This is a genomic window from Marinobacter sp. THAF197a, assembly GCF_009363275.1.
GTDB lineage: Bacteria > Pseudomonadota > Gammaproteobacteria > Pseudomonadales > Oleiphilaceae > Marinobacter.
On sequence record NZ_CP045324.1, the window covers coordinates 2,268,205 to 2,286,988 of the forward strand.

Genomic DNA, 18,784 nt, shown 5'->3' on the forward strand with positions numbered 1-18,784 from the left:
CTTATTTGATTACGACCGAAGCATTCCATTTGACCACCCAGGAGCAACCATGACCCAGCCTCACCGAATTATTCTGCTGGCCCACGGCAGCAGTGACCAACGCTGGTGTGAAACCTTTGAACAACTGGCAGCACCAACACTCAAATCGGTCGAGAACGCCGCCATCGCCTATATGGAGCTGGCCGAACCCTCGCTGGAAACCATCGTGAGCCAGGGCAAAGCCGAGGGTACCGAGCACTTTACCGTGGTTCCCCTGTTCCTGGCAGCGGGCCGGCACCTGCGCAAAGATGTACCGGCAATGATCGCAGACCTGGAAAGCCAGCATGGCGTCCAGATCAAACTGGCGCCACCCATTGGCCAGAACCCTCAGTTGGGCGATGCCATCCGGGACGTTGTGCTCCAGGAGCTGGAGAATAGCGGATCCTGAAACCATCAGCCGACAGGAGGAGATCACCATGGAGAAAAAAATCCTGATTACCGGTGGTACCGGTTTTATCGGCACCATACTCTGCCGCGAGCTCGTCAACAAAGGGTATGGGCTGACCGTTCTCAGTCGGCAACCGGCAGATACGGTTCGGGCACTGTGTGGTCGAGTAGAAGCGACATCAGACCTGAAGCTTCTTGAAGGGCACCAAGGGTACCATGCCGTCATCAATCTGGCCGGCGAAGGAATCGCCGACAAGCGTTGGACGGCGTCCCGAAAGCAGGCCCTGCGGGACAGTCGTATTGGCGTAACCCGGACTTTGGCTGATGTATGCAAAAGCTGGCAAAGCCCGCCGGAAGTTTTGGTATCTGGTTCTGCTGTGGGCTATTACGGCGACCAGGGAGATCATCTGGTTACAGAGGATACCCACCCACATCCGGAGTTCACCCATGAATTATGTCGTGACTGGGAACAGGCAGCACTGCCTTTGGAGGAGCTCGGCACCAGGGTTTGCCTGTGTCGCACCGGCATTGTAACTGGCAGGGGTGGCGGCTTCCTGCAGAGAATGATCCTGCCCTTCCGGCTTGGCCTTGGCGGTCGCCTCGGCAACGGACAACAGTACATGCCCTGGGTGCACAGGGATGATGTGGTTTCAGGGCTTATCTGGATGCTTGAGAACCCCCACGCGAAAGGAGCCTACAACATGGTAAGCCCCAATCCGGCCACCAATAGGGAGTTCACCAAAACCCTTGGCAAGGTTGTTCACCGGCCCACGGTATTCCCGGCCCCCGCGCCGGTGCTCAAACTGGTACTGGGTGAGATGGCAGGGCTATTACTCACCGGGCAGAAAGCAGTTCCGGCGAAACTGCAGCACGAGGGCTTCCGGTTCAAATACGCCGAACTGGAATCAGCACTTGCGGATAGCGTGGCGGGGTAATTTTTTCAAAAAAATCGTTGACAGGGCAAAAGCCCTTACTTAATATACGCGCCACCTCGACGAGGCAAGTTGTTGAAAACGTTGCGTCCCCTTCGTCTAGTGGCCTAGGACTCCGCCCTTTCACGGCGGCAACAGGGGTTCGAACCCCCTAGGGGACGCCAATTTTTTCAATCGGTTAACCGACTTCTTTCCGGTTATCCGCCCTGCCCTCTATGTTGACCATTGTGACCTTTTCCTCCGTGGGCTTTCTGGTCTTTCATTACGAAAATCCCAACCCCCACAAAAAAGCCAACCATCAGCAACACGGTTGCGATACCTGCGATAACGACTGCATCCATATACATAGCGTTAACTCCTGTTCTATCTGAAACTTGATTAAGCTCAGGTTACGCCCGGGCGACCAACCTCGTATTGATCTGTGTCAAAGGCAACTATCACCTCTTTCATTTCACAAACTGCGAAACACCGCCCGAATTATTCCGATATTTCCTGCATTTGCAGCGCATTCGACATAAACTACTGCTATAGTCGGTAACAGGATAAGCACCCACTCTGCGCATCTTATGCCTGATATCCAATGTGATAGCGAAGTTCGCAACATGCCAGAATTCATGCCCCGATTGAGGCGTATTCGCACAGCCTCTCCGCTTTCTTTCAGGCTCCTGGCATGGATCCTATTGTTCAGTACTGCCTTCACGCTTCTGGCGGCGGGCGTGCAGATCTATTCTGATTACCGTAAAGACCTGTCGCTGATCGAAGAACGGATGGAGGTGATTGAATCCGGCTACGCCTCAAGCCTGGCCCGAAGCCTCTGGGCCCTGGATCAGAAACTGCTGCAAACCCAGATGGAAGGCATCCTCAGCCTACCGGACATCATCCACCTCCGACTCCGAATTGAGCCTGACTCCGAACTTGTGATGGGCGAGATCCCGAGGCACGCAGACACCCTTGTCCACCGGTTCGAACTCGTTCAGCGAGATGGCAATGAATTCCTGCTTGGAGAACTGGAGATTACCGCCAACCTGGAACGGGTTTATGGGGAGCTCCAGAGGAAAGTCGGTGTTATTCTGGCGACCCAGTTCCTGACGGTCTTTTTTGTTTCCGTCCTGATACTGTGGATCTTCCAGCACCTGGTCACAAGACACCTCACCGCCATGGCGGACTACACCAAGGATCTATCCCTGAAAAACCTGTCCAGGCCCCTGGTGCTGGACAGGCCTGACAGCTCGGCCAACGGCAAAGATGAACTGGGCATGGTAACGGATGCCATCAACCAGATGCGTGAGCGATTGATTGATGATGTCGCCCGTCGCGAGCGCGATGCGGCCGACATCCTGAAGTTTTCCAAGGCCATTGATCAGAGCCCGTCATCAGTTCTGATCTGCGATCGCCAATGGCGAATCGAGTATGCCAACCGGAAGTTCAGCCAGCTTACCGGCCACACGACAGACGACATCATTGGTAAACACCCGTCTCATCTGATCGAAAACAGTATGGACATCCAGGATGCCCGCCACCTTTGGCAGTCCATCAGGCTCCAGGTGCAACGGGTTGGTGTTTGGCAAGGCGAAGTCAACAGCGTCCGGCGCAATGGTGAGCGCTACTGGGAGCAACTGGTGGTCACCCCTATCCGCGATAATAACGGTGACACCACCGGCTACCTGATCCTCGGTGAAGACATCAGCATCCGTAAGCGTTATGAACAGCAACTGTTGCGCCAGGCCAATTACGACATATTGACCGGCCTGCCAAACCGGATGCTGGCCCTGGATCGCCTCAAGCTGGCACTGGCCCAGGCCCGCCGAGACAATTCCCAGGTGGGGGTCATGTTCCTGGACCTCGACAATTTCAAACACATCAACGACACCCTCGGCCACGATGCCGGCGATACGCTGCTGGTTGAGGCCGCCCGCCGTATCTCCAGCTGCCTCAGGGGCACCAGTACCGTAGCCCGCCTGGGTGGGGATGAGTTTCTGGTTATCCTGCCGGGCCTCACGGGAACCGAGGCCTCATGCCAGGTCGCGGAGAGGATCCTGAAAACCTTTGCCCCCGCGTTTATGCTCAATGGCCAGGAAGTCTTCGTGACAACCAGTATCGGGATCGCCATCTTCCCTACCGACTCCGATAACAGTGGCACATTGCTCCAGCATGCAGATGCCGCCATGTATCAAGCCAAGCATAAAGGAAAGAGCTCCTACGCCCAGTTCACGCCGGAAATGACCGAAGTGTCCCATGAGCGGCTTCAGATGGAGTCCCACATGCGCAAGGCGCTGGAGCTTGGAGAATTCGAGCTGTATTACCAGCCGATAGTGGACACCGCTTCTGGCTCATTGATCGGTGCCGAGGCGCTTCTGCGCTGGAATAATCCGGCCATGGGCATGGTCATGCCCGACCGGTTCATTCCGCTGGCTGAAGAAACCGGCCTGATCATCCCGATCGGTGAATGGGTTATCGAGGAGGCCTGCAAAGCCGCTGTCGCCTGGCGAGCCATGACCGGCCTCGAATCCCTTTCGATTGCGGTCAATGTATCGCCCCGCCAGTTCCGGGACCCCGGCTTTACCGATGCAGTCATGCGCTCCCTCAACGCCAGCGGGCTGCCACCGGAATGCCTTGAGCTGGAGATTACCGAAAGGCTCATTCTTGATAACACCATTGAAACCGCCGACATCCTTCGGCAACTGGACAGGACCGGCATCCGGCTGTCAGTTGACGACTTCGGAACCGGCTATTCGGCCCTCAGCTATCTGAAGTCGTACCCGTTCGACACACTCAAGATCGACAAATCCTTTATTCAGGATGTGTTGAACGAAAGTGGAGACGCCTCACTCGTGCGCGCTATCATCAACATGGCCCACAGTCTGGGACTGAAAGTCATCGCCGAGGGCGTCGAAGAAGAGGGGCAAACCCACTTCCTCAAGAATGAAAACTGCGACTATTCCCAGGGCTACTTCTACAGTCGCCCGATGCCCGAGCAGGATTTCATCTACTGGCTGGAAACCAATCATCGGGCCAATCTCTGAATCATCAAAACGGCACCAAGCATGGACGAAACAATACTGGTCGTGAACTGCGGCAGTTCATCTATCAAACTCGCGCTGTTCGACAGCAACCTCGAGAAACAAGCCTCTGCACTGGCTGAACGGTTGAACAATCCCGACTCAATGGCAAAGATTTCCGGTGACAGCGTACCGGTGGCCTTACCTGCAAACGCTTCCCACGACCACGCCCTGCAGGCCCTGGTAAACGCTTTCTACGACCGCAACCTGATGAGCCGAGAGCCTGCCTCCATCGGTCACCGGGTGGTTCATGGTGGCGAGGCCTTTCGGGAGGCCGCACTGATCGACAAAAACACCATAAAAGCCATTGAGGATTGTGCCTCACTGGCGCCACTTCACAATCCAGTCAACCTGATCGGCATCAACGCCATGCAGCGACTGTTTCCGGATGTACCGCAGGTGGCGGTTTTCGACACCGCTTTCCATCAGAGCCTGCCAAAACGGGCCTTCCTGTATGCCCTGCCTGAACACTATTACCGGGAATGGGGTATCCGGCGCTATGGGTTTCACGGCACCAGCCATCAATTTATGGCCCATGAGGCTTCGCGCCGGCTGGGCAAGACACCGGCGACGACGTCCATCATTTCAGCGCATCTTGGCAACGGCTGCAGCATGACTGCCATCGATAACGGCATCAGCAAAGACACCAGCATGGGGCTGACGCCACTTGAGGGGCTGGTGATGGGCACCCGAAGTGGCGATGTCGACCCGGGGCTGTTTGACTACCTGGCCGGGCGCGGCATCAGCGCCAGTGAAGTTCACAGGGTTTTGAACCAGGACAGTGGCTTGCTCGGGCTGTCTGGACAGACCAATGATATGCGCTCGCTGTGCGAGCTGGCTGACCATGGCCACGAACCTTCACAACTGGCCATCGATGTATTCTGCTTCCGTCTGGCGAAGTACTTTGGGGCCATGATGGTGTCCCTGAGCCATCTGGATGCCCTGGTGTTCACCGGTGGCATCGGAGAGAACAGTGCGAGAGTCAGAGCCCAGACGATCGAACACCTGAAATTACTGGGCATTACTCTCGATCCGGACCTGAACAACCATCACGGCCAGTACAGTGAAGGCCATATTGGTGACGCGGATTCCCGTTTTCCGGTACTGGTCATCCCAACCAACGAGGAACTGGTGATTGCCAGAGAAGCCAGCCGGCTCGCTAACCTAAACTGACATTCAAGGACGTAACCAGGAACCATTATGGCTAAGAGTCTGTTTATTGCCCCGACATCCCTTGATTCGGGCCTCACTTCCGTATGCCTGGGCTTGCTGAGGGCTCTGGAACGGGAAGGAGTAAGCGTCGGTTTTTACAAGCCTTTCAGTCAATCGGTGCATCGTGGTGAGGCCCGGCACAACGAAGGCAAGGACTCCTCGGTAGAGTTCGTCCGCTCCCGCAGCCACGTGCAGACACCCGACCCCCTACCCCTCAAGCAAGCCCAGCAGTTATTGAACCACGGCAAGGCGGATTTGCTGCTGGAAACCATTGTCGGGGAGTACCAGAAGGTCGCCAAAGACTTCGACGTTGTCATTATCGAGGGCCTTGTGCCAGACCGAAGCGAGGCCTACATTGCCCGGCTGAATGTAGAAGTGGCCCGGAACCTGAATTCCGAGGTCATTCTCGTCAGCACCCCGAGAACCTGCACGGCTTCCGAACTGGACGAGGAACTGGATTTCTCCGCCCGGATTTTTACCGCCCCGTCGGACCCTGACGTGATCGGCGTTATCCTGAACAAGGTTGGTGCCCCGGAAAAAACGGGCATCGCCCTTGACCAGCACCCCGATCACGAACACCAGGACATCGATTATCAGACAGCCTGTTCGGTATTCAACACCGGGCGCTTTCGCCTGTTGGGTGAAATCCCCTGGCAACCGCACTTGCTGGCACCCCGTGTTTCCGACGTGGCCCGCGAGCTCGCGGTACCGGTACTCCATGGCGGCCAGATGCACTCCCGGCGGGTACAGCGCGTGTCTGTGTGCGCCCGCACCATCCGGAACATGACCGACATCCTCAAGCCAGGCACCCTGCTGGTCACCCCGGGTGACCGGGAAGACATCATCGTGACCACAGCCGTGGCGGCACTCAACGGTGTGCCGCTCGCCGGGTTGATGCTCACCGGTGGCCTGATGCCTGATGACAGGGTAATTGACCTGTGTCGGCGAGCACTCGAAACGGGGCTGCCGGTGCTCAGTTCTTCAACCAATACCTATGAAACCGCTCACATGCTTGCCAACCTGTCGGCCACCATTCCCATCGATGACCCCGATCGGATTGAACAGGCCATGGAGTCTGTGGCTACGCGAATCGATACCGACTGGCTGCAGGAACATTTGAAGGTTCAGCGCCAGGGGCGCCTGTCGCCACCAGCGTTTCGTTATCAACTGTCCGAACGGTCCCGGGCCGCCAACAAACGCATCGTGCTGCCTGAAGGTGCGGAACCCAGAACCGTTCAGGCCGCCATCATTTGCCACCAGCGTAAACTTGCCCGCTGCGTTCTGATCGGTGATCCGCGAGAAATACAATCGGTTGCCAGCTCCCAGGGCGTTGAACTGCCCGAAGACCTTGAGATTCTTGATCCTCAGTCAGTCCGGAATCGCTATATCGCGCCCATGGTGGAATTGCGAAAACACAAAGGGCTAACTGAAGACATGGCCGAAGCCATGCTCGAGGACAACGTGGTACTGGGCACCATGATGGTTGCCATGGATGAAGCCGACGGTCTGGTGTCAGGGGCCATTCACACCACCGCCAATACCGTTCGACCGGCTCTGCAGCTGATCAAAACCCACGATCACGCCAAAGTGGTGTCATCGGTATTCTTCATGCTCCTGCCCCAGCAGGTACTCGTTTACGGTGACTGCGCCATCAACCCGGACCCGAACGCTGAGGAACTGGCAGATATTGCCATCCAGAGTGCCCAGTCCGCCGAGGCCTTCGGCATCGAGCCGGTGGTTGCCATGATCAGCTACAGCACCGGGGAATCCGGCACCGGCGCAGATGTAGATAAAGTCAGGGAAGCCACTCGTATTGCCAGGGAACGCCGCCCTGACCTGTTGATAGACGGCCCGCTGCAGTACGATGCCGCAGCCATCGAAAGTGTCGGCAAGGCCAAGGCACCCGACAGCAAGGTTGCCGGCAAGGCAACGGTATTTGTGTTCCCGGATCTCAACACCGGCAATACCACCTACAAGGCGGTTCAGAGAAGTGCCAATGTGGTCAGTGTTGGCCCGATGCTGCAAGGCCTGAGAAAACCCGTAAACGATCTGTCGCGTGGGGCGCTGGTGGAGGATATTGTTTTCACAATTGCCCTGACGGCGGTTCAGGCCCGCCAGGTAGAGAGTGCCGGGTTGGCGTAACGCCAACCCGTTACAGAAGGGGCACGGCCCGGCAGATCAGCGCTTGACGCTCTTCTGCCGGATTTTGCGCACACGGCGCCCCTTCTTGATGTCGTTGTCTTTTTTCACTTTCTGGCGCGGCGTCAGGCGGTCCACCTTGGTGGCGAAGGGGTTTTCCCCAGACCGGAACTCAAACCGGATGGGCGAGCCCACCACCTTCAGCACCTTGCGGAAGGTATTCTCCAGGTACCGTTTATAAGCACCGGGCAACGAATCCACCTGATTGCCATGCACCACCACCACCGGCGGGTTGGAACCACCCTGGTGGGCGTAGCGCAGCTTGATACGACGACCATGAACCATGGGGGGCTGATGCTGGGCCACGGCATCCTGCAGGATGGCGGTCAAGCGATTGGTTGGCCACTTGGCCATTGCGGACTCATAACAGGCCTGCACAGACTCGTACATGGTGCCAACACCGGTACCATGCAAAGCCGAGATATAATACTTGTCGGCGTAGTCCAGGAAGTCCAGGCGGCGCCCCACCTGCTCTTTCACCTTTTCGCGGTCTTCCGGATCCATGCCATCCCATTTGTTGATGGCAATCACCAGGGAGCGGCCCGCATCCAGAACAAAGCCGATCAGGTGCATATCCTGGTCAACGAGCCCTTCCCGGGCATCAATCACCAGAATAACCACATGGGCGTCGTCTATGGCCTGAAGGGTTTTGATGATGGAGAACTTCTCCACCACTTCTTTCACATTCTTCCGGCGCCGCACACCGGCTGTATCAATGAGGGTGTACTGATGGCCATGCCGCTCATAGGGGATATACACGCTGTCCCGTGTGGTGCCGGGCATATCGTAGACAACCACTCGTTCCTCACCCAGCATCCGGTTGACCAGAGTCGATTTGCCTACGTTCGGGCGACCGACCACTCCAATTCGGATACCCGGGTACCGATCAGCCCGGTCCTGCTCTTCAACGTCCACCGGCTCAGGCAGCAGAACTTCCAGTAGCGAGCGGATACCCCGGTTATGGGCGGCCGCAATCTGGAAGGTGGACTCAAAACCCAGGGAGTAGAAATCGGCGGCGGCGACATCCGGGTCCTGGCCATCGGTCTTGTTCACCACCAGGTGCGCCTGCTTGCCGGAACGGCGCAGATGATCTGCAATCATCTCATCACCGGCTGTCAGCCCTGCCCTGCCGTCGACCAAAAACAGCACGATATCCGCTTCCTCAACGGCCTGCATGGACTGGCGGGCCATCTCTGCGTCCAGCCCTACCTCGTCACCGGTCAAACCACCGGTATCGATGACAATGAACTTCTGCCCCTCGTATTGACCCTCTCCGTATTTCCGGTCACGGGTCAAACCCGGAAAATCCGCCACCAGCGCGTCGCGGGAACGGGTCATCTGATTGAAAAGAGTGGACTTACCCACGTTCGGGCGTCCTACCAGGGCAATAACTGGGGTCATAATGTTCTGCTATATAAAAAGGTCAAAAGCCCGGCTCATGCCGGGCTGATCATGTGAACGGTGTTACTTTTTTGGTTTCAGGCTGTAAACCGCCATTCGCCCACCGTTGCCGTAAACCAGCAGGTTACCATCTTCAATCACCTGAACCGGTACGCGGATACCGTCACTGTCGAACTTCAGCTGGCCCTGCAAGCGGCCATCCTCCCGGGAGAGTGCGTGCAGGTAGCCCTCGTAATCTCCGGTAACCACGTACTCACCGCTGGCCACCGGCCGGGTGACCTGGCGCCAGGACAACCGGTCCTGAACCCAGAGTTCGCGGCGGTCGCTGCCCCGGTAAGAAATAATGTCACCGTTCGCCGCCGCCAGGAAGATGCTGCCACCACCGATACTTGGCGAGTAGAAACTTGAAGCACGGCGGCTCCAGATTTCCTGCCCGGAGCGAATATCGACCAACGCCAGCTTGCCCTGGTACCCCGCCACCATAATGGCCGATTCCAGGACCAACGGCTGGCCACCGATATCCACCAGCCGCTCCAGTTCTGTGCGGCCCTGTGGTTGCCCGACTTCGTATTGCCAGACTGGCTGGCCCGCATCCGCGGTGAGCGCAATAACACGGCCGTTGGCGAAGGAAGCAATCACAATGTCGCCGCCCACCAAAGGAGCCGCCGCCGTGCGCATGGACAGCACCGGCACCTGGCCGTCGTATTGCCAGCGACGCTCGCCGTTCGCGGCATCGAAACCGATAACGCGGCCATCGGTGGTTTGGGCAACCACCAGGGAGCCGTTGGACTGGGGCGCAGCCAGACCTTCGGTTGGTAATGAGGCCCGCCATAACTCCTCGCTGGTTTCCCGGGACAGGGCGACCAGTTCGGCATCGCGGGTGATGTAATACAACTGCTTACCATCGCCACCAAAGCCGGCAAATATCCGGTCTTTCGACCGCCGCTGCCAGAGCGCCTTGCCATTCCCGGGCTCCACCGCCACCAGCAGGCCATCGGCAGAGGCTGCATAGATCACGTCGCCGGCATACAACGGTGCCAGGTGCAAAAACTGGTCATCATGTCCCTTACCGACTGACATGGTCCAGATACGTTTGAACTCAACAGTGGCATCAATTTCAGGAACCGGCACCGGCTGTTCAAAGGTGTCCTTGGTGCTGCAGCCCACGAGCAGCACCATCAAGGATGCCAGAGAAAAACGAACGAACCTGTTGCGAGTTACCCGCATCAGGCCCCCTCCCCGACACCGAGATCAGAGAGTTTCAATTCCAGAATGCCGCTGCGGCCCTGTTGGTTCTGCTCCCGTGCGGCGAGGTAGGCATCACGAGCGCCGTCGGTGTCACCTTGTGCGAGCAGGATGTCCCCACGCAATTCTGAGAACACGCCAGCGAAGGCGTCGGCGTTGGCCGCACCATCCAGGGTTGCCAGGGCGTCATCGTACCGCTCGGCAGCAAACTGTGCGCGGGCCAGTCGGTTACGCACAACCAGACTCAGGGCCGGGTAATCCGCTGCCTTGTCCAGGGCCCAGTTCAGTGAGTCAATGGCGGCCTCGGCGTTACCGTCCACCATCATCTGTTGGCGAGCCAGTACCAGGTTGCCATAGATGGCGTAGGCGCTCTTGCCATAGTCGTTGCGAAGGGTCTCGGCAACAAATGCAACGGTTTCGCTGGCATTCTCGTCGGATTCATCGGCAAAGGCATTGAGCAGAGTGGCAAACTGGTTAGCCGCTTCCGCACGCTGCTGAGCCTGGTGGTTCTGCCAGGCCTGCCAGCCGAATACGATGGCCAGCGCAGCACCGATACCAATCAGCAGAGAACTGCCGTTCTTCTTCCACCAGTCCTTGATCGCCTGGATCTGTTCCTCTTCGGTGCGCAACTCAGCCATGTAAACTCCTGTTCATCAATAATGTTGCTGTTCTTGTGAAATTCATTGTGCAAGCCGGCTGGCGAGCGCGTGGGCCAGTTCACTGCGGGCAATGTCCTGCTGCGGCTCATCGTCGCGCAAGGGCTTCAGGCCAACATTGCCACTGGCCAGCTCATTCTCGCCCAGGATGACCGCGTAGCGGGCGCCGCTGCGGTCCGCCTTCTTCATCTGGCTCTTGAAGCTGCCGCCGCCACAGTGAGTGACAACCACACTACCGGGCAACGCGCTGCGAAGTTCTTCGGCAATCGCCATTGCCGGGGCAATAACCTTGTCGCCCATGGCGGTTACGTATACGTCGGCATGGTTGTTAACGTAATCAGGCACCAATTCCAGGGTTTCCAGCAACAGGATCAGTCGCTCCAGCCCCATAGCAAAGCCCACCGCCTTGGTTGGTTTGCCACCCAACTGCTCTACCAGGCCATCGTAACGGCCACCAGCACACACGGTGCCTTGTGCGCCGAGGCTGTCGGTAATCCATTCGAAAACCGTTTTGCCATAGTAATCCAGACCCCGAACGAGGGCCGGGTTTACGCTGTATTTCACACCGGCGGCGTCCAACAGCCCCTTCAATTGCTCAAAGTGGGCCCTGGATTCGTCATCCAGGTAATCGTCCAGGCTTGGCGCCCCTTCCAGGATTTTCCGGGTTCCGGCATCCTTGCTGTCCAGAATTCGTAACGGATTCGTGGTTAACCGGCGCCTACTGTCGTCATCCAGCTGATCCCGGTACTGGTCCAGATAATCAACCAGAGCCTGGCGGTAGACTTTCCGGGCTTCACTGGTGCCAATGGAATTAATCTCAAGGCGCGTATGCCCGGCAAGACCAAGGGCCTGCCACAGCCGCGCCGTGAGTATCAGCAACTCGGCGTCTATATCCGGACCATCCATGCCAAAACATTCCACGCCAATCTGGTGGAACTGGCGGTAACGGCCTTTCTGGGGGCGTTCGTGGCGGAACATCGGGCCGGTATACCAAAGCCGGCGGGTCTGGTTGAAAAGCAAGCCATGCTCTTCGGCTGCCCTGACGCAACCGGCTGTACCTTCCGGGCGAAGGGTCAGGCTGTCGCCATTCCTGTCGTCAAAGGTGTACATTTCTTTTTCGACGATGTCAGTTACTTCGCCAATCGAGCGCTTGAACAGTTCGGTCTGTTCAACCACCGGCATTCGGATTTCCTGGTATCCGTATTGCCCAAGTACCTGACGTACCGTTGACTCTACATACTGCCAGACGGGGGTCTGCTCCGGCAAAATATCGTTCATTCCGCGGATTGCCTGAATCTTAGCCAAGTTAAAACCCTGATACTTTAATGAATGATGTCGAATTGGACGGCTCAGTCCGCAGACCGGGCAATCACGGATTCTTCCTGCTGCTGCCGCTCTGCAACTTTTTCCCGGATGATTCGCTCCAGGTCATCCGTCAGCGTCGCATTGTCCAACTTCTGATTTGGTTTTCCGTCCAAATACAGAAGGTTTTTCGGCGTACCGCCCGTCAACCCGAGGTCCGCTACCTTGGCTTCTCCGGGACCGTTCACTATGCAGCCAATAATGGCAACGTCCAGGGAGGTATTGACGTCTTCCAGGCGAGCCTCCAGATCATTCATGGTCTGGATCACATCGAAGTTCTGTCTGGAACAGCTGGGGCAAGCGATGAAGTTGATACCACGACTGCGCAAACGCAGGCTCTTGAGAATATCGAAGCCAACCTTGATTTCCTGCACCGGGTCGGCGGCCAGTGATACCCGAATGGTGTCGCCAATACCGTCCATCAGCAACATGCCGAGGCCGATAGAGGATTTCACTGTGCCCGAACGAAAGCCGCCGGCCTCGGTAATGCCAAGATGCAGCGGCTGTACAATCTGGGAGGCAATCTTCCGGTAGGCATCAACGGTCATAAATACCTCTGACGCCTTCAGGCTAACCTTGAAATCCTGGAAATCGTGTTTATCCAGAATATCGATGTGCCGCATGGCAGACTCTACCAGGGCCTCTGCAGTGGGTTCACCGTATTTGCGCTGCAGGCTCTTTTCAAGAGACCCGGCATTCACGCCAATACGGATCGGGATATTGCCGTCCCGAGCGGCACTGATGACCGCGTTGACGCGATCGTCCCGGCCAATGTTACCGGGGTTGATGCGCAAACAGTCAACACCAAGCTCGGCCACTCGCAGGGCAATTTTGTAATCGAAGTGAATATCGGCAACGAGCGGCAGAGATACGCGCTTGCGAATCTGTCCGAACGCTTCAGCGGCCTCCATGGAGGGTACTGAAACACGGACGATATCGGCGCCGGCCTCCTGCAACGCTGCAATCTGGCCAACAGTCGCCTCTACATCACAGGTGTTTGTGTTGGTCATGCTCTGAACCGCAATCGGTGCATCGCCGCCAACCGGCACATTGCCCACCATGATCTGGCGGGATTTACGTCTTTTGATCGGGGATTCGTGTTTCATTTGCTGGAACCAACAGTTATTCGGGCGTTCGGATCAAAGTTCGAGCGTGAACTCCGATCGGTTGTTCACTACGCGAAAATCACCAATATTCAGGGTTTCACCCTGGAATCGAATGGACTCAACGGCGCTCACCGCACCAATAACCACAGTCAACGGTGCATCTCCGGTCACATCCAGTTGCTCTCCGCTACGTCGCAAGCCGCTGACCAACCGGCTACCGCCGGCGTCTGTCACCTGCACCCAGCAATCTCCTGAAAAGGCAATCTGCAGCCTGGCCTCGGTTGTCGCGGCGGGAGCAAGGAGCTGTTCTTCCTGCAAAGCAGGCTCTGTAGACTGGGTGACAGCGGGCACCCGGTCAGCCGGAAGCTCTTCCAGCTCCGCACCGGTGGGTTCAGGCTCCAGCGGCTCTGCCGGGGGTACACGTTCAATTTCCGGAACCGACGAGGCTTCGTCAGGTAACGGCTGTTCTGCGCCGCTGAACTCGTCATTCGGCTCGGTAACCGGCTGCACGTCCTGACCATCACTCATTTGGCCCTGATCCGGCGTCACTGTCCCGGCCGGGGTTTCCGCCTCTGGAGCCGCCTCACCGTCCGTTCCCTGCTCCGCAAGATATCCTGCGATCAGGTAGGCCACCAACGCGACAACCAACAGCACCAAGAGCAGTTTTGCAACCTGACGCTTGCGGCGCTTCTTGCGTTCAATGGAAACCAGGGGGCTTGCCTGGTGTTCCAGTTCCTTTTGCTGGCGAGCCGGCTCCAGCTCCCGATTCAGGTCGGCAATAACCGCGTCTGCGTTGAGCCCCACCTGGCGGGCATAGGCACGCACATACCCTTTGAGGAAAAGCTCACTGTCTATTTTGCTGTAATCGCCGTTTTCTATAGCCTGAATCACAGACGGCCGGAGATGCTGTTCATCAGCAATGGCTGAGACGCTCAATCCGAGACGTTCACGACCTTGCCGAAGTTGCTCCCCGACAGGCTCCGCCGTCACCTGATCTGGCTCCACGTCACCGGTCATTGGCAATCAACACCCTGTATTGTTGGTATTCCAAAGAATCTGAGTAATCATTTCGGAGCAACATCGCCAGGCTCACTTCCTGATCACGATCATTAAAATGCCTCGCTATCCGAATACCCGTATACAGGCTTTCCGCCGAGTGTGACAAGCGGGTATTGCGCTGGATCATGGTCTGGAGGCGGCTGTAATAACGGGAAGCCTCGGTAAAATCCTCCTGTTCAACCAACACCCTGGACAGAGAAAGCAAGGTTCTTGCTTCACCGCGAGTCAGTTCCACCGCACGTCGGTAGGCTCCCGTAGCAGCATCCAGGTTACCAAGCCGCTCCTCAGTCATGCCCAGATTATAGAATACCGCTCCGCGTTCCCGGTAACCGGTGTCGCGTGAAGCAACACTGAACTGATCCCGGGCTTCGGAAAACCGTCCGTTACTATATAGAAAAGCACCGTAGTAAACCCGCGCCCGGGAGTAACTGGAATCCTGACTGATGGCGCGTTTGAAGTTACGCTCGGCCAGTTCCGGCTCACCCTCAGCGTTATAGACCAAACCCATGGCAGCCAGGGCTTCAGAACTATTCGGGGAGAGTTCCAGGGCACGTTCAAGGTGGTGGCGAGCACGATCAAGATTACCCTGACCGATATAGGCCGTGGCCAGCTGTACGTAGTTACTGACCGCTTTGTCGCGGTCCGCTTCCCGGGAAAAGCGACTGTCGGTTGTGGTTACACAGCCAGAGAGAACAAGACCGAACAAAAGAACAGCCATTGTAAACAGATGCGAGCCTTGTGCTTTTCCTTTCACGAAACACCTTACCTTAGTCGCTTCCGCGTTGTTAAATCAGGGGTTTACCTGCTGTACTGCAATATATCTCTGGCTCCTGCGAGTTCGGTCCTCCACCCGCCCGACCAATTGCCCACAGGCAGCGTCGATATCGTCACCACGGGTGGTACGAATGGTGGTTACGTATCCGCCCTCGTTGAGTACCGTCTGGAATCGGCGCGTTGCGTTCATGCTGGGCCGCTTGAAATCGCTTTCCGGGAACGGGTTGAACGGGATCAGGTTAATCTTGCAAGGCAGACCTTTCAACAGGGCCACCAGCTCCCGCGCATGTTCCGGTTTATCATTAACGCCTTCAATAACCGTATATTCAATGGTGGCCTTACGTTTATCCGGCAACCGGGCGAGATAACGCCGTGTCGCCGCCAGAAGTTCCGCTATGGGATACTTTTTATTCAATGGAACCAGCGTGTTGCGCAGCTCATCATTGGGTGCGTGGAGCGAGATGGCCAGTGAAACATCGGTAACCTCACCCAGCCGGTCCAGGGCAGGCACCACGCCAGACGTGCTCAGGGTCACCCGCCGTTTGGAGATACCATAGGCCAGATCTTCCATCATCAGGTTCATGGCATCGACGACGTTGTCGAAGTTAAGCAGCGGCTCACCCATGCCCATCATCACCACGTTGGTGATCGGGCGATCATTGGGATCAAACGGCATGAAGGCTCTTCGGGCAACCCAGACCTGACCGATAATCTCAGCGGCAGTCAGGTTACGATTGAAGCCGCGCTTGCCGGTGGAACAGAACGTGCAGTCAAGGCTACAGCCAATCTGCGAAGACACGCACAGGGTGCCCCTCTCGCCGTCCGGAATCAGCACGGTTTCAACACTGTTGCCGTTGTCCATGCGCATCACCCACTTTCGGGTGCCATCTTTGGAGGTTTCGTCATAAACCACCTCCGGACCACGAACTTCGGCGATTTCCTTGAGCCGTTCACGCAGTACGCGGCTCATATTGGTCATTTGATCGAAGTCATCAACGCCTCGCTGATGGATCCACTGCAGCACCTGCTGCGCCCGGAAGCGCTTTTCGCCCAGGGTCTCAAAGAACGCCTCAAGCTTGGCTTTGGGCATCCCCAGGAGATTGATTTTTTCGGCAGTGCCAGTCATGCAATAACCTCGATCAGATAACCAATTCAGGGGTGGTTCTCACCACCCCTGAACCAACAACATCAACCGCGCGGGCAGATCTCGTTGTCATTGAAAAAATACGCCACTTCACGCTCAGCGGAAGCTGCTGAGTCAGAACCGTGAACGGCATTGGCATCAATGGATGATGCAAAGTCAGCACGGATAGTGCCGGCTGCCGCTTCTTTCGGGTTGGTAGCACCCATCAGATCGCGGTTCTTGAGGATGGCGCCTTCGCCTTCCAGCACCTGTACAACCACCGGGCCAGACGTCATGAAAGCAACCAGATCGTTGAAGAACGGGCGCTCTTTGTGCTCGGCGTAGAAGCCTTCTGCCTGCTCCTGGGTCAGGTGCATCATCTTGGCAGCGACGATTTTCAGGTCAGCTTTCTCGAAACGGCTGTAGATTTCGCCGATAACGTTCGTGGCGACCGCGTCGGGCTTGATAATAGAGAGCGTGCGCTCGTTTGCCATGGTATTTCTCCAGTCAGGTTCATGAAAATTCAGAGGTGCGATTATACGCAGTCCGGGTGCAACTGCCTACCGCACGGCACGAAGTCGGGTAACAACATCAATAATTTGCGAACAGGCAAAATCCATTTCCTGCTCGGTGCTGAACCGGCCAAACGAAAACCGCAGGGCACGGTGTGCCAATTCATCACTCAAACCTATGCCCCGAAGCACAAACGAGGGCTCTACAGTCGCCGAGGCACAGGCGGAACCGGACGATACCGCGAGATTTCGCAGCCCGAGCATTAAAGACTCTGCCTCCACGCCCTCGAATGACAGATTGACAATGCCAGGCACCCGATGTTCCCGGCTGCCGTTAAAGTGCACCCCTTCGAGCCCTTCCAGGCCTGTGAGAAATCGCTCGCGCAGCGATTCAAGCCGGGACATTTCATCATCAAGGCCCGCGCCGGCCAGCTCAAACGCCCGCCCCATGCCAACAATCTGATGGGTTGGCAGGGTACCAGAACGCATCCCCCGCTCATGGCCACCGCCATGCATCTGGGCCTGAATACGCACATCGGGAGAACGGCGCACATAAAGCGCACCCACGCCCTTGGGGCCATAGACCTTGTGCGCTGACAACGACAGAAGATCAACGTTCAGCTGCCCCACAACCACCGGGATTTTACCCGCAGCCTGGGCGGCATCAACATGCAGCAGGATGCCGCGCGGGCGAAGCTGCTCGCCGATGGCGGCAATATCGGTCACACACCCCAGCTCATTGTTCACCATCATCAGGCTGACCAGCACGGTGTTATCACGCAGAGCGGCTACCACCGCCTGGGGGGTAATCCGGCCGTCAGACCCGGGGTGCAGCCAGGTAACGTCAACACCGTTTTGCTCGAGCCATTTGCAGGTATCCACAACCGCCTTGTGCTCGATCACCGAGGTTACAATGTGAGGCGACTCGTGGCCGGCAACCGCACCCTTGATGGCCAGGTTGTCGGACTCGGTAGCGCCGGAGGTCCAGACAATCTCCCTTGGGTCGGCGTGAATCAGGTCAGCGACATGGCGTCGCGCGTTCTCAACGGCCGCTTCCGCTTGCCACCCGTAGCCATGGGAACGAGAAGCAGGATTACCAAACACTCCGTCAAGGGTCAGGTAGTTCATCATGTCTGAGGCAACAGACGGATCAACGGGCGTCGTGGCCGCGTAGTCCAGGTATACGGGCTTTTTCATAATCACAGGATGCTGTTTATCAGGCAGTGGCCTGGTCGGTCAGGCGTTGGGTATTAATCGCGTCAGAGTCATCATCCGAGTGCTTCCGGTTCTGCCGATCCGCCACCTGACGGATCTCGCGCTTCCGCATCAAATCCCCCAGACTGATCTCACTCAGGAACTGGTGGATCTGATCACTCAAATCAGACCATAAATGGTGGGTAAGGCACTTCTCGCCATTCTGGCAATCGCCCTTGTTGCCGCAGCGGGTGGTGTCGAGCGATTCACTGACTGCATCTACCACTTCAGCAACAAACACGTCGTCGGCAGGCCGGCTCAGACGGTAGCCACCGCCCGGACCACGCACACTCACCACCAGGTGCTGTCGACGCAAACGCGAAAACAACTGTTCCAGATACGAGAGGGAAATTTCTTGCCGGGCTGAAATATCCGCAAGACTTACCGGCCCCTGGCTTCCGTGAAGAGCCAGATCAAGCATCGCCGTCACAGCGTAGCGGCCTTTGGTGGTCAGCTTCATATTC

Annotated in this window: 17 protein-coding genes and 1 tRNA gene; 6 read left to right on the top strand and 12 right to left on the bottom strand. The window is 57.1% G+C overall.

The annotated features are described in order from the left end of the window. Positions 1-49 precede the first annotated feature (49 nt). The 3 genes from FIV08_RS10490 to FIV08_RS10500 all read left to right on the top strand — a co-directional run bounded on the left by FIV08_RS10490 (position 50) and on the right by FIV08_RS10500 (position 1,522). A complete protein-coding gene (locus FIV08_RS10490) occupies positions 50-427 on the top strand; it encodes a sirohydrochlorin chelatase (protein ID WP_072677179.1) in 378 nt (125 codons plus the stop codon). A 28-nt stretch (positions 428-455) separates the two neighbouring features. Continuing rightward, the gene (locus tag FIV08_RS10495) at positions 456-1,361 is read left to right on the top strand and encodes a TIGR01777 family oxidoreductase (RefSeq protein ID WP_152438279.1); all 906 of its coding nucleotides are present in this window, start codon (positions 456-458) and stop codon (positions 1,359-1,361) included. Between the two features lie 85 nt (positions 1,362-1,446). Further along, positions 1,447-1,522, top strand: a tRNA-Glu gene (locus FIV08_RS10500). 33 nt (positions 1,523-1,555) lie between these two features. Here the strand turns inward: FIV08_RS10500 and ccoM are convergent. Further along, a complete protein-coding gene (gene ccoM / locus FIV08_RS19975) occupies positions 1,556-1,705 on the bottom strand; it encodes a cytochrome c oxidase subunit CcoM (protein WP_172972268.1) in 150 nt (49 codons plus the stop codon). A gap of 255 nt (positions 1,706-1,960) precedes the next feature. Here ccoM and FIV08_RS10505 point away from each other — a divergent pair, with 255 nt between their 5' ends. Genes FIV08_RS10505 through pta form a run of 3 tightly spaced genes read left to right on the top strand, consistent with a single transcriptional unit; the run spans position 1,961 to position 7,771 of the window. Beyond that, positions 1,961-4,381, top strand: a complete 2,421-nt coding sequence (locus tag FIV08_RS10505) for an EAL domain-containing protein (protein ID WP_152439639.1) — start codon at positions 1,961-1,963, stop codon at positions 4,379-4,381. Between the two features lie 21 nt (positions 4,382-4,402). Further along, on the top strand, positions 4,403-5,590 hold the full coding sequence (locus tag FIV08_RS10510; RefSeq protein WP_072677177.1) for an acetate/propionate family kinase: 1,188 nt from the start codon (positions 4,403-4,405) through the stop codon (positions 5,588-5,590). A gap of 27 nt (positions 5,591-5,617) precedes the next feature. After that, entirely contained in the window at positions 5,618-7,771 is a 2,154-nt protein-coding gene (gene pta, locus FIV08_RS10515; RefSeq protein ID WP_152438280.1) for a phosphate acetyltransferase, read from the top strand. 36 nt (positions 7,772-7,807) lie between these two features. On the opposite strand, the gene der is transcribed toward pta, so the two are convergent. From der to iscR, 11 genes are all read right to left on the bottom strand, one after another. Continuing rightward, positions 7,808-9,229, bottom strand: a complete 1,422-nt coding sequence (der, locus tag FIV08_RS10520; protein WP_152438281.1) for a ribosome biogenesis GTPase Der — start codon at positions 9,227-9,229, stop codon at positions 7,808-7,810. 63 nt (positions 9,230-9,292) lie between these two features. Beyond that, positions 9,293-10,456 (bottom strand): outer membrane protein assembly factor BamB, encoded by a 1,164-nt coding sequence (bamB, locus tag FIV08_RS10525; protein ID WP_152438282.1) that lies wholly within the window; start codon positions 10,454-10,456, stop codon positions 9,293-9,295. After that, positions 10,456-11,112, bottom strand: coding sequence for a YfgM family protein (locus FIV08_RS10530; RefSeq protein ID WP_152438283.1), 657 nt, complete (start codon positions 11,110-11,112; stop codon positions 10,456-10,458). Before FIV08_RS10530 ends, bamB begins: the two co-directional genes overlap by 1 nt. Before the next feature lie 42 nt (positions 11,113-11,154). Beyond that, positions 11,155-12,435, bottom strand: a complete 1,281-nt coding sequence (gene hisS / locus FIV08_RS10535) for a histidine--tRNA ligase (protein WP_152438284.1) — start codon at positions 12,433-12,435, stop codon at positions 11,155-11,157. Between the two features lie 44 nt (positions 12,436-12,479). Continuing rightward, entirely contained in the window at positions 12,480-13,598 is a 1,119-nt protein-coding gene (gene ispG / locus FIV08_RS10540) for a flavodoxin-dependent (E)-4-hydroxy-3-methylbut-2-enyl-diphosphate synthase (RefSeq protein WP_061332158.1), read from the bottom strand. Between the two features lie 33 nt (positions 13,599-13,631). After that, complete coding sequence (locus FIV08_RS10545) at positions 13,632-14,615, bottom strand: RodZ domain-containing protein (protein ID WP_152438285.1); 984 nt, start codon at positions 14,613-14,615, stop codon at positions 13,632-13,634. Further along, on the bottom strand, positions 14,605-15,375 hold the full coding sequence (gene pilW / locus FIV08_RS10550; RefSeq protein ID WP_072677170.1) for a type IV pilus biogenesis/stability protein PilW: 771 nt from the start codon (positions 15,373-15,375) through the stop codon (positions 14,605-14,607). Before pilW ends, FIV08_RS10545 begins: the two co-directional genes overlap by 11 nt. 72 nt (positions 15,376-15,447) lie before the next feature. Continuing rightward, on the bottom strand, positions 15,448-16,557 hold the full coding sequence (gene rlmN, locus FIV08_RS10555) for a 23S rRNA (adenine(2503)-C(2))-methyltransferase RlmN (protein WP_058091091.1): 1,110 nt from the start codon (positions 16,555-16,557) through the stop codon (positions 15,448-15,450). A 62-nt stretch (positions 16,558-16,619) separates the two neighbouring features. After that, the gene (ndk, locus tag FIV08_RS10560) at positions 16,620-17,048 is read right to left on the bottom strand and encodes a nucleoside-diphosphate kinase (RefSeq protein ID WP_152438286.1); all 429 of its coding nucleotides are present in this window, start codon (positions 17,046-17,048) and stop codon (positions 16,620-16,622) included. 66 nt (positions 17,049-17,114) lie between these two features. Further along, a complete protein-coding gene (locus FIV08_RS10565) occupies positions 17,115-18,263 on the bottom strand; it encodes an IscS subfamily cysteine desulfurase (RefSeq protein ID WP_072677169.1) in 1,149 nt (382 codons plus the stop codon). Between the two features lie 19 nt (positions 18,264-18,282). Then, positions 18,283-18,780, bottom strand: a complete 498-nt coding sequence (iscR, locus tag FIV08_RS10570) for a Fe-S cluster assembly transcriptional regulator IscR (RefSeq protein WP_061332149.1) — start codon at positions 18,778-18,780, stop codon at positions 18,283-18,285. Between the last annotated feature and the right edge of the window lie 4 nt (positions 18,781-18,784).

Excerpts from the sequence above, each read along its gene's own strand:
- iscR (WP_061332149.1), bottom strand. The coding sequence starts at position 18,780 with ATGAAGCTGACCACCAAAGGCCGCTACGCTGTGACGGCGATGCTTGAT.
- ccoM (WP_172972268.1), bottom strand. The coding sequence starts at position 1,705 with ATGTATATGGATGCAGTCGTTATCGCAGGTATCGCAACCGTGTTGCTG.
- rlmN (WP_058091091.1), bottom strand. The coding sequence starts at position 16,557 with ATGACTGGCACTGCCGAAAAAATCAATCTCCTGGGGATGCCCAAAGCC.
- FIV08_RS10530 (WP_152438283.1), bottom strand. The coding sequence starts at position 11,112 with ATGGCTGAGTTGCGCACCGAAGAGGAACAGATCCAGGCGATCAAGGAC.
- der (WP_152438281.1), bottom strand. The coding sequence starts at position 9,229 with ATGACCCCAGTTATTGCCCTGGTAGGACGCCCGAACGTGGGTAAGTCC.
- ndk (WP_152438286.1), bottom strand. The coding sequence starts at position 17,048 with ATGGCAAACGAGCGCACGCTCTCTATTATCAAGCCCGACGCGGTCGCC.
- FIV08_RS10545 (WP_152438285.1), bottom strand. The coding sequence starts at position 14,615 with ATGACCGGTGACGTGGAGCCAGATCAGGTGACGGCGGAGCCTGTCGGG.
- pta (WP_152438280.1), top strand. The coding sequence starts at position 5,618 with ATGGCTAAGAGTCTGTTTATTGCCCCGACATCCCTTGATTCGGGCCTC.
- FIV08_RS10495 (WP_152438279.1), top strand. The coding sequence starts at position 456 with ATGGAGAAAAAAATCCTGATTACCGGTGGTACCGGTTTTATCGGCACC.
- FIV08_RS10505 (WP_152439639.1), top strand. The coding sequence starts at position 1,961 with ATGCCAGAATTCATGCCCCGATTGAGGCGTATTCGCACAGCCTCTCCG.
- pilW (WP_072677170.1), bottom strand. The coding sequence starts at position 15,375 with ATGGCTGTTCTTTTGTTCGGTCTTGTTCTCTCTGGCTGTGTAACCACA.
- FIV08_RS10565 (WP_072677169.1), bottom strand. The coding sequence starts at position 18,263 with ATGAAAAAGCCCGTATACCTGGACTACGCGGCCACGACGCCCGTTGAT.
- FIV08_RS10490 (WP_072677179.1), top strand. The coding sequence starts at position 50 with ATGACCCAGCCTCACCGAATTATTCTGCTGGCCCACGGCAGCAGTGAC.
- FIV08_RS10510 (WP_072677177.1), top strand. The coding sequence starts at position 4,403 with ATGGACGAAACAATACTGGTCGTGAACTGCGGCAGTTCATCTATCAAA.
- bamB (WP_152438282.1), bottom strand. The coding sequence starts at position 10,456 with ATGCGGGTAACTCGCAACAGGTTCGTTCGTTTTTCTCTGGCATCCTTG.
- ispG (WP_061332158.1), bottom strand. The coding sequence starts at position 13,598 with ATGAAACACGAATCCCCGATCAAAAGACGTAAATCCCGCCAGATCATG.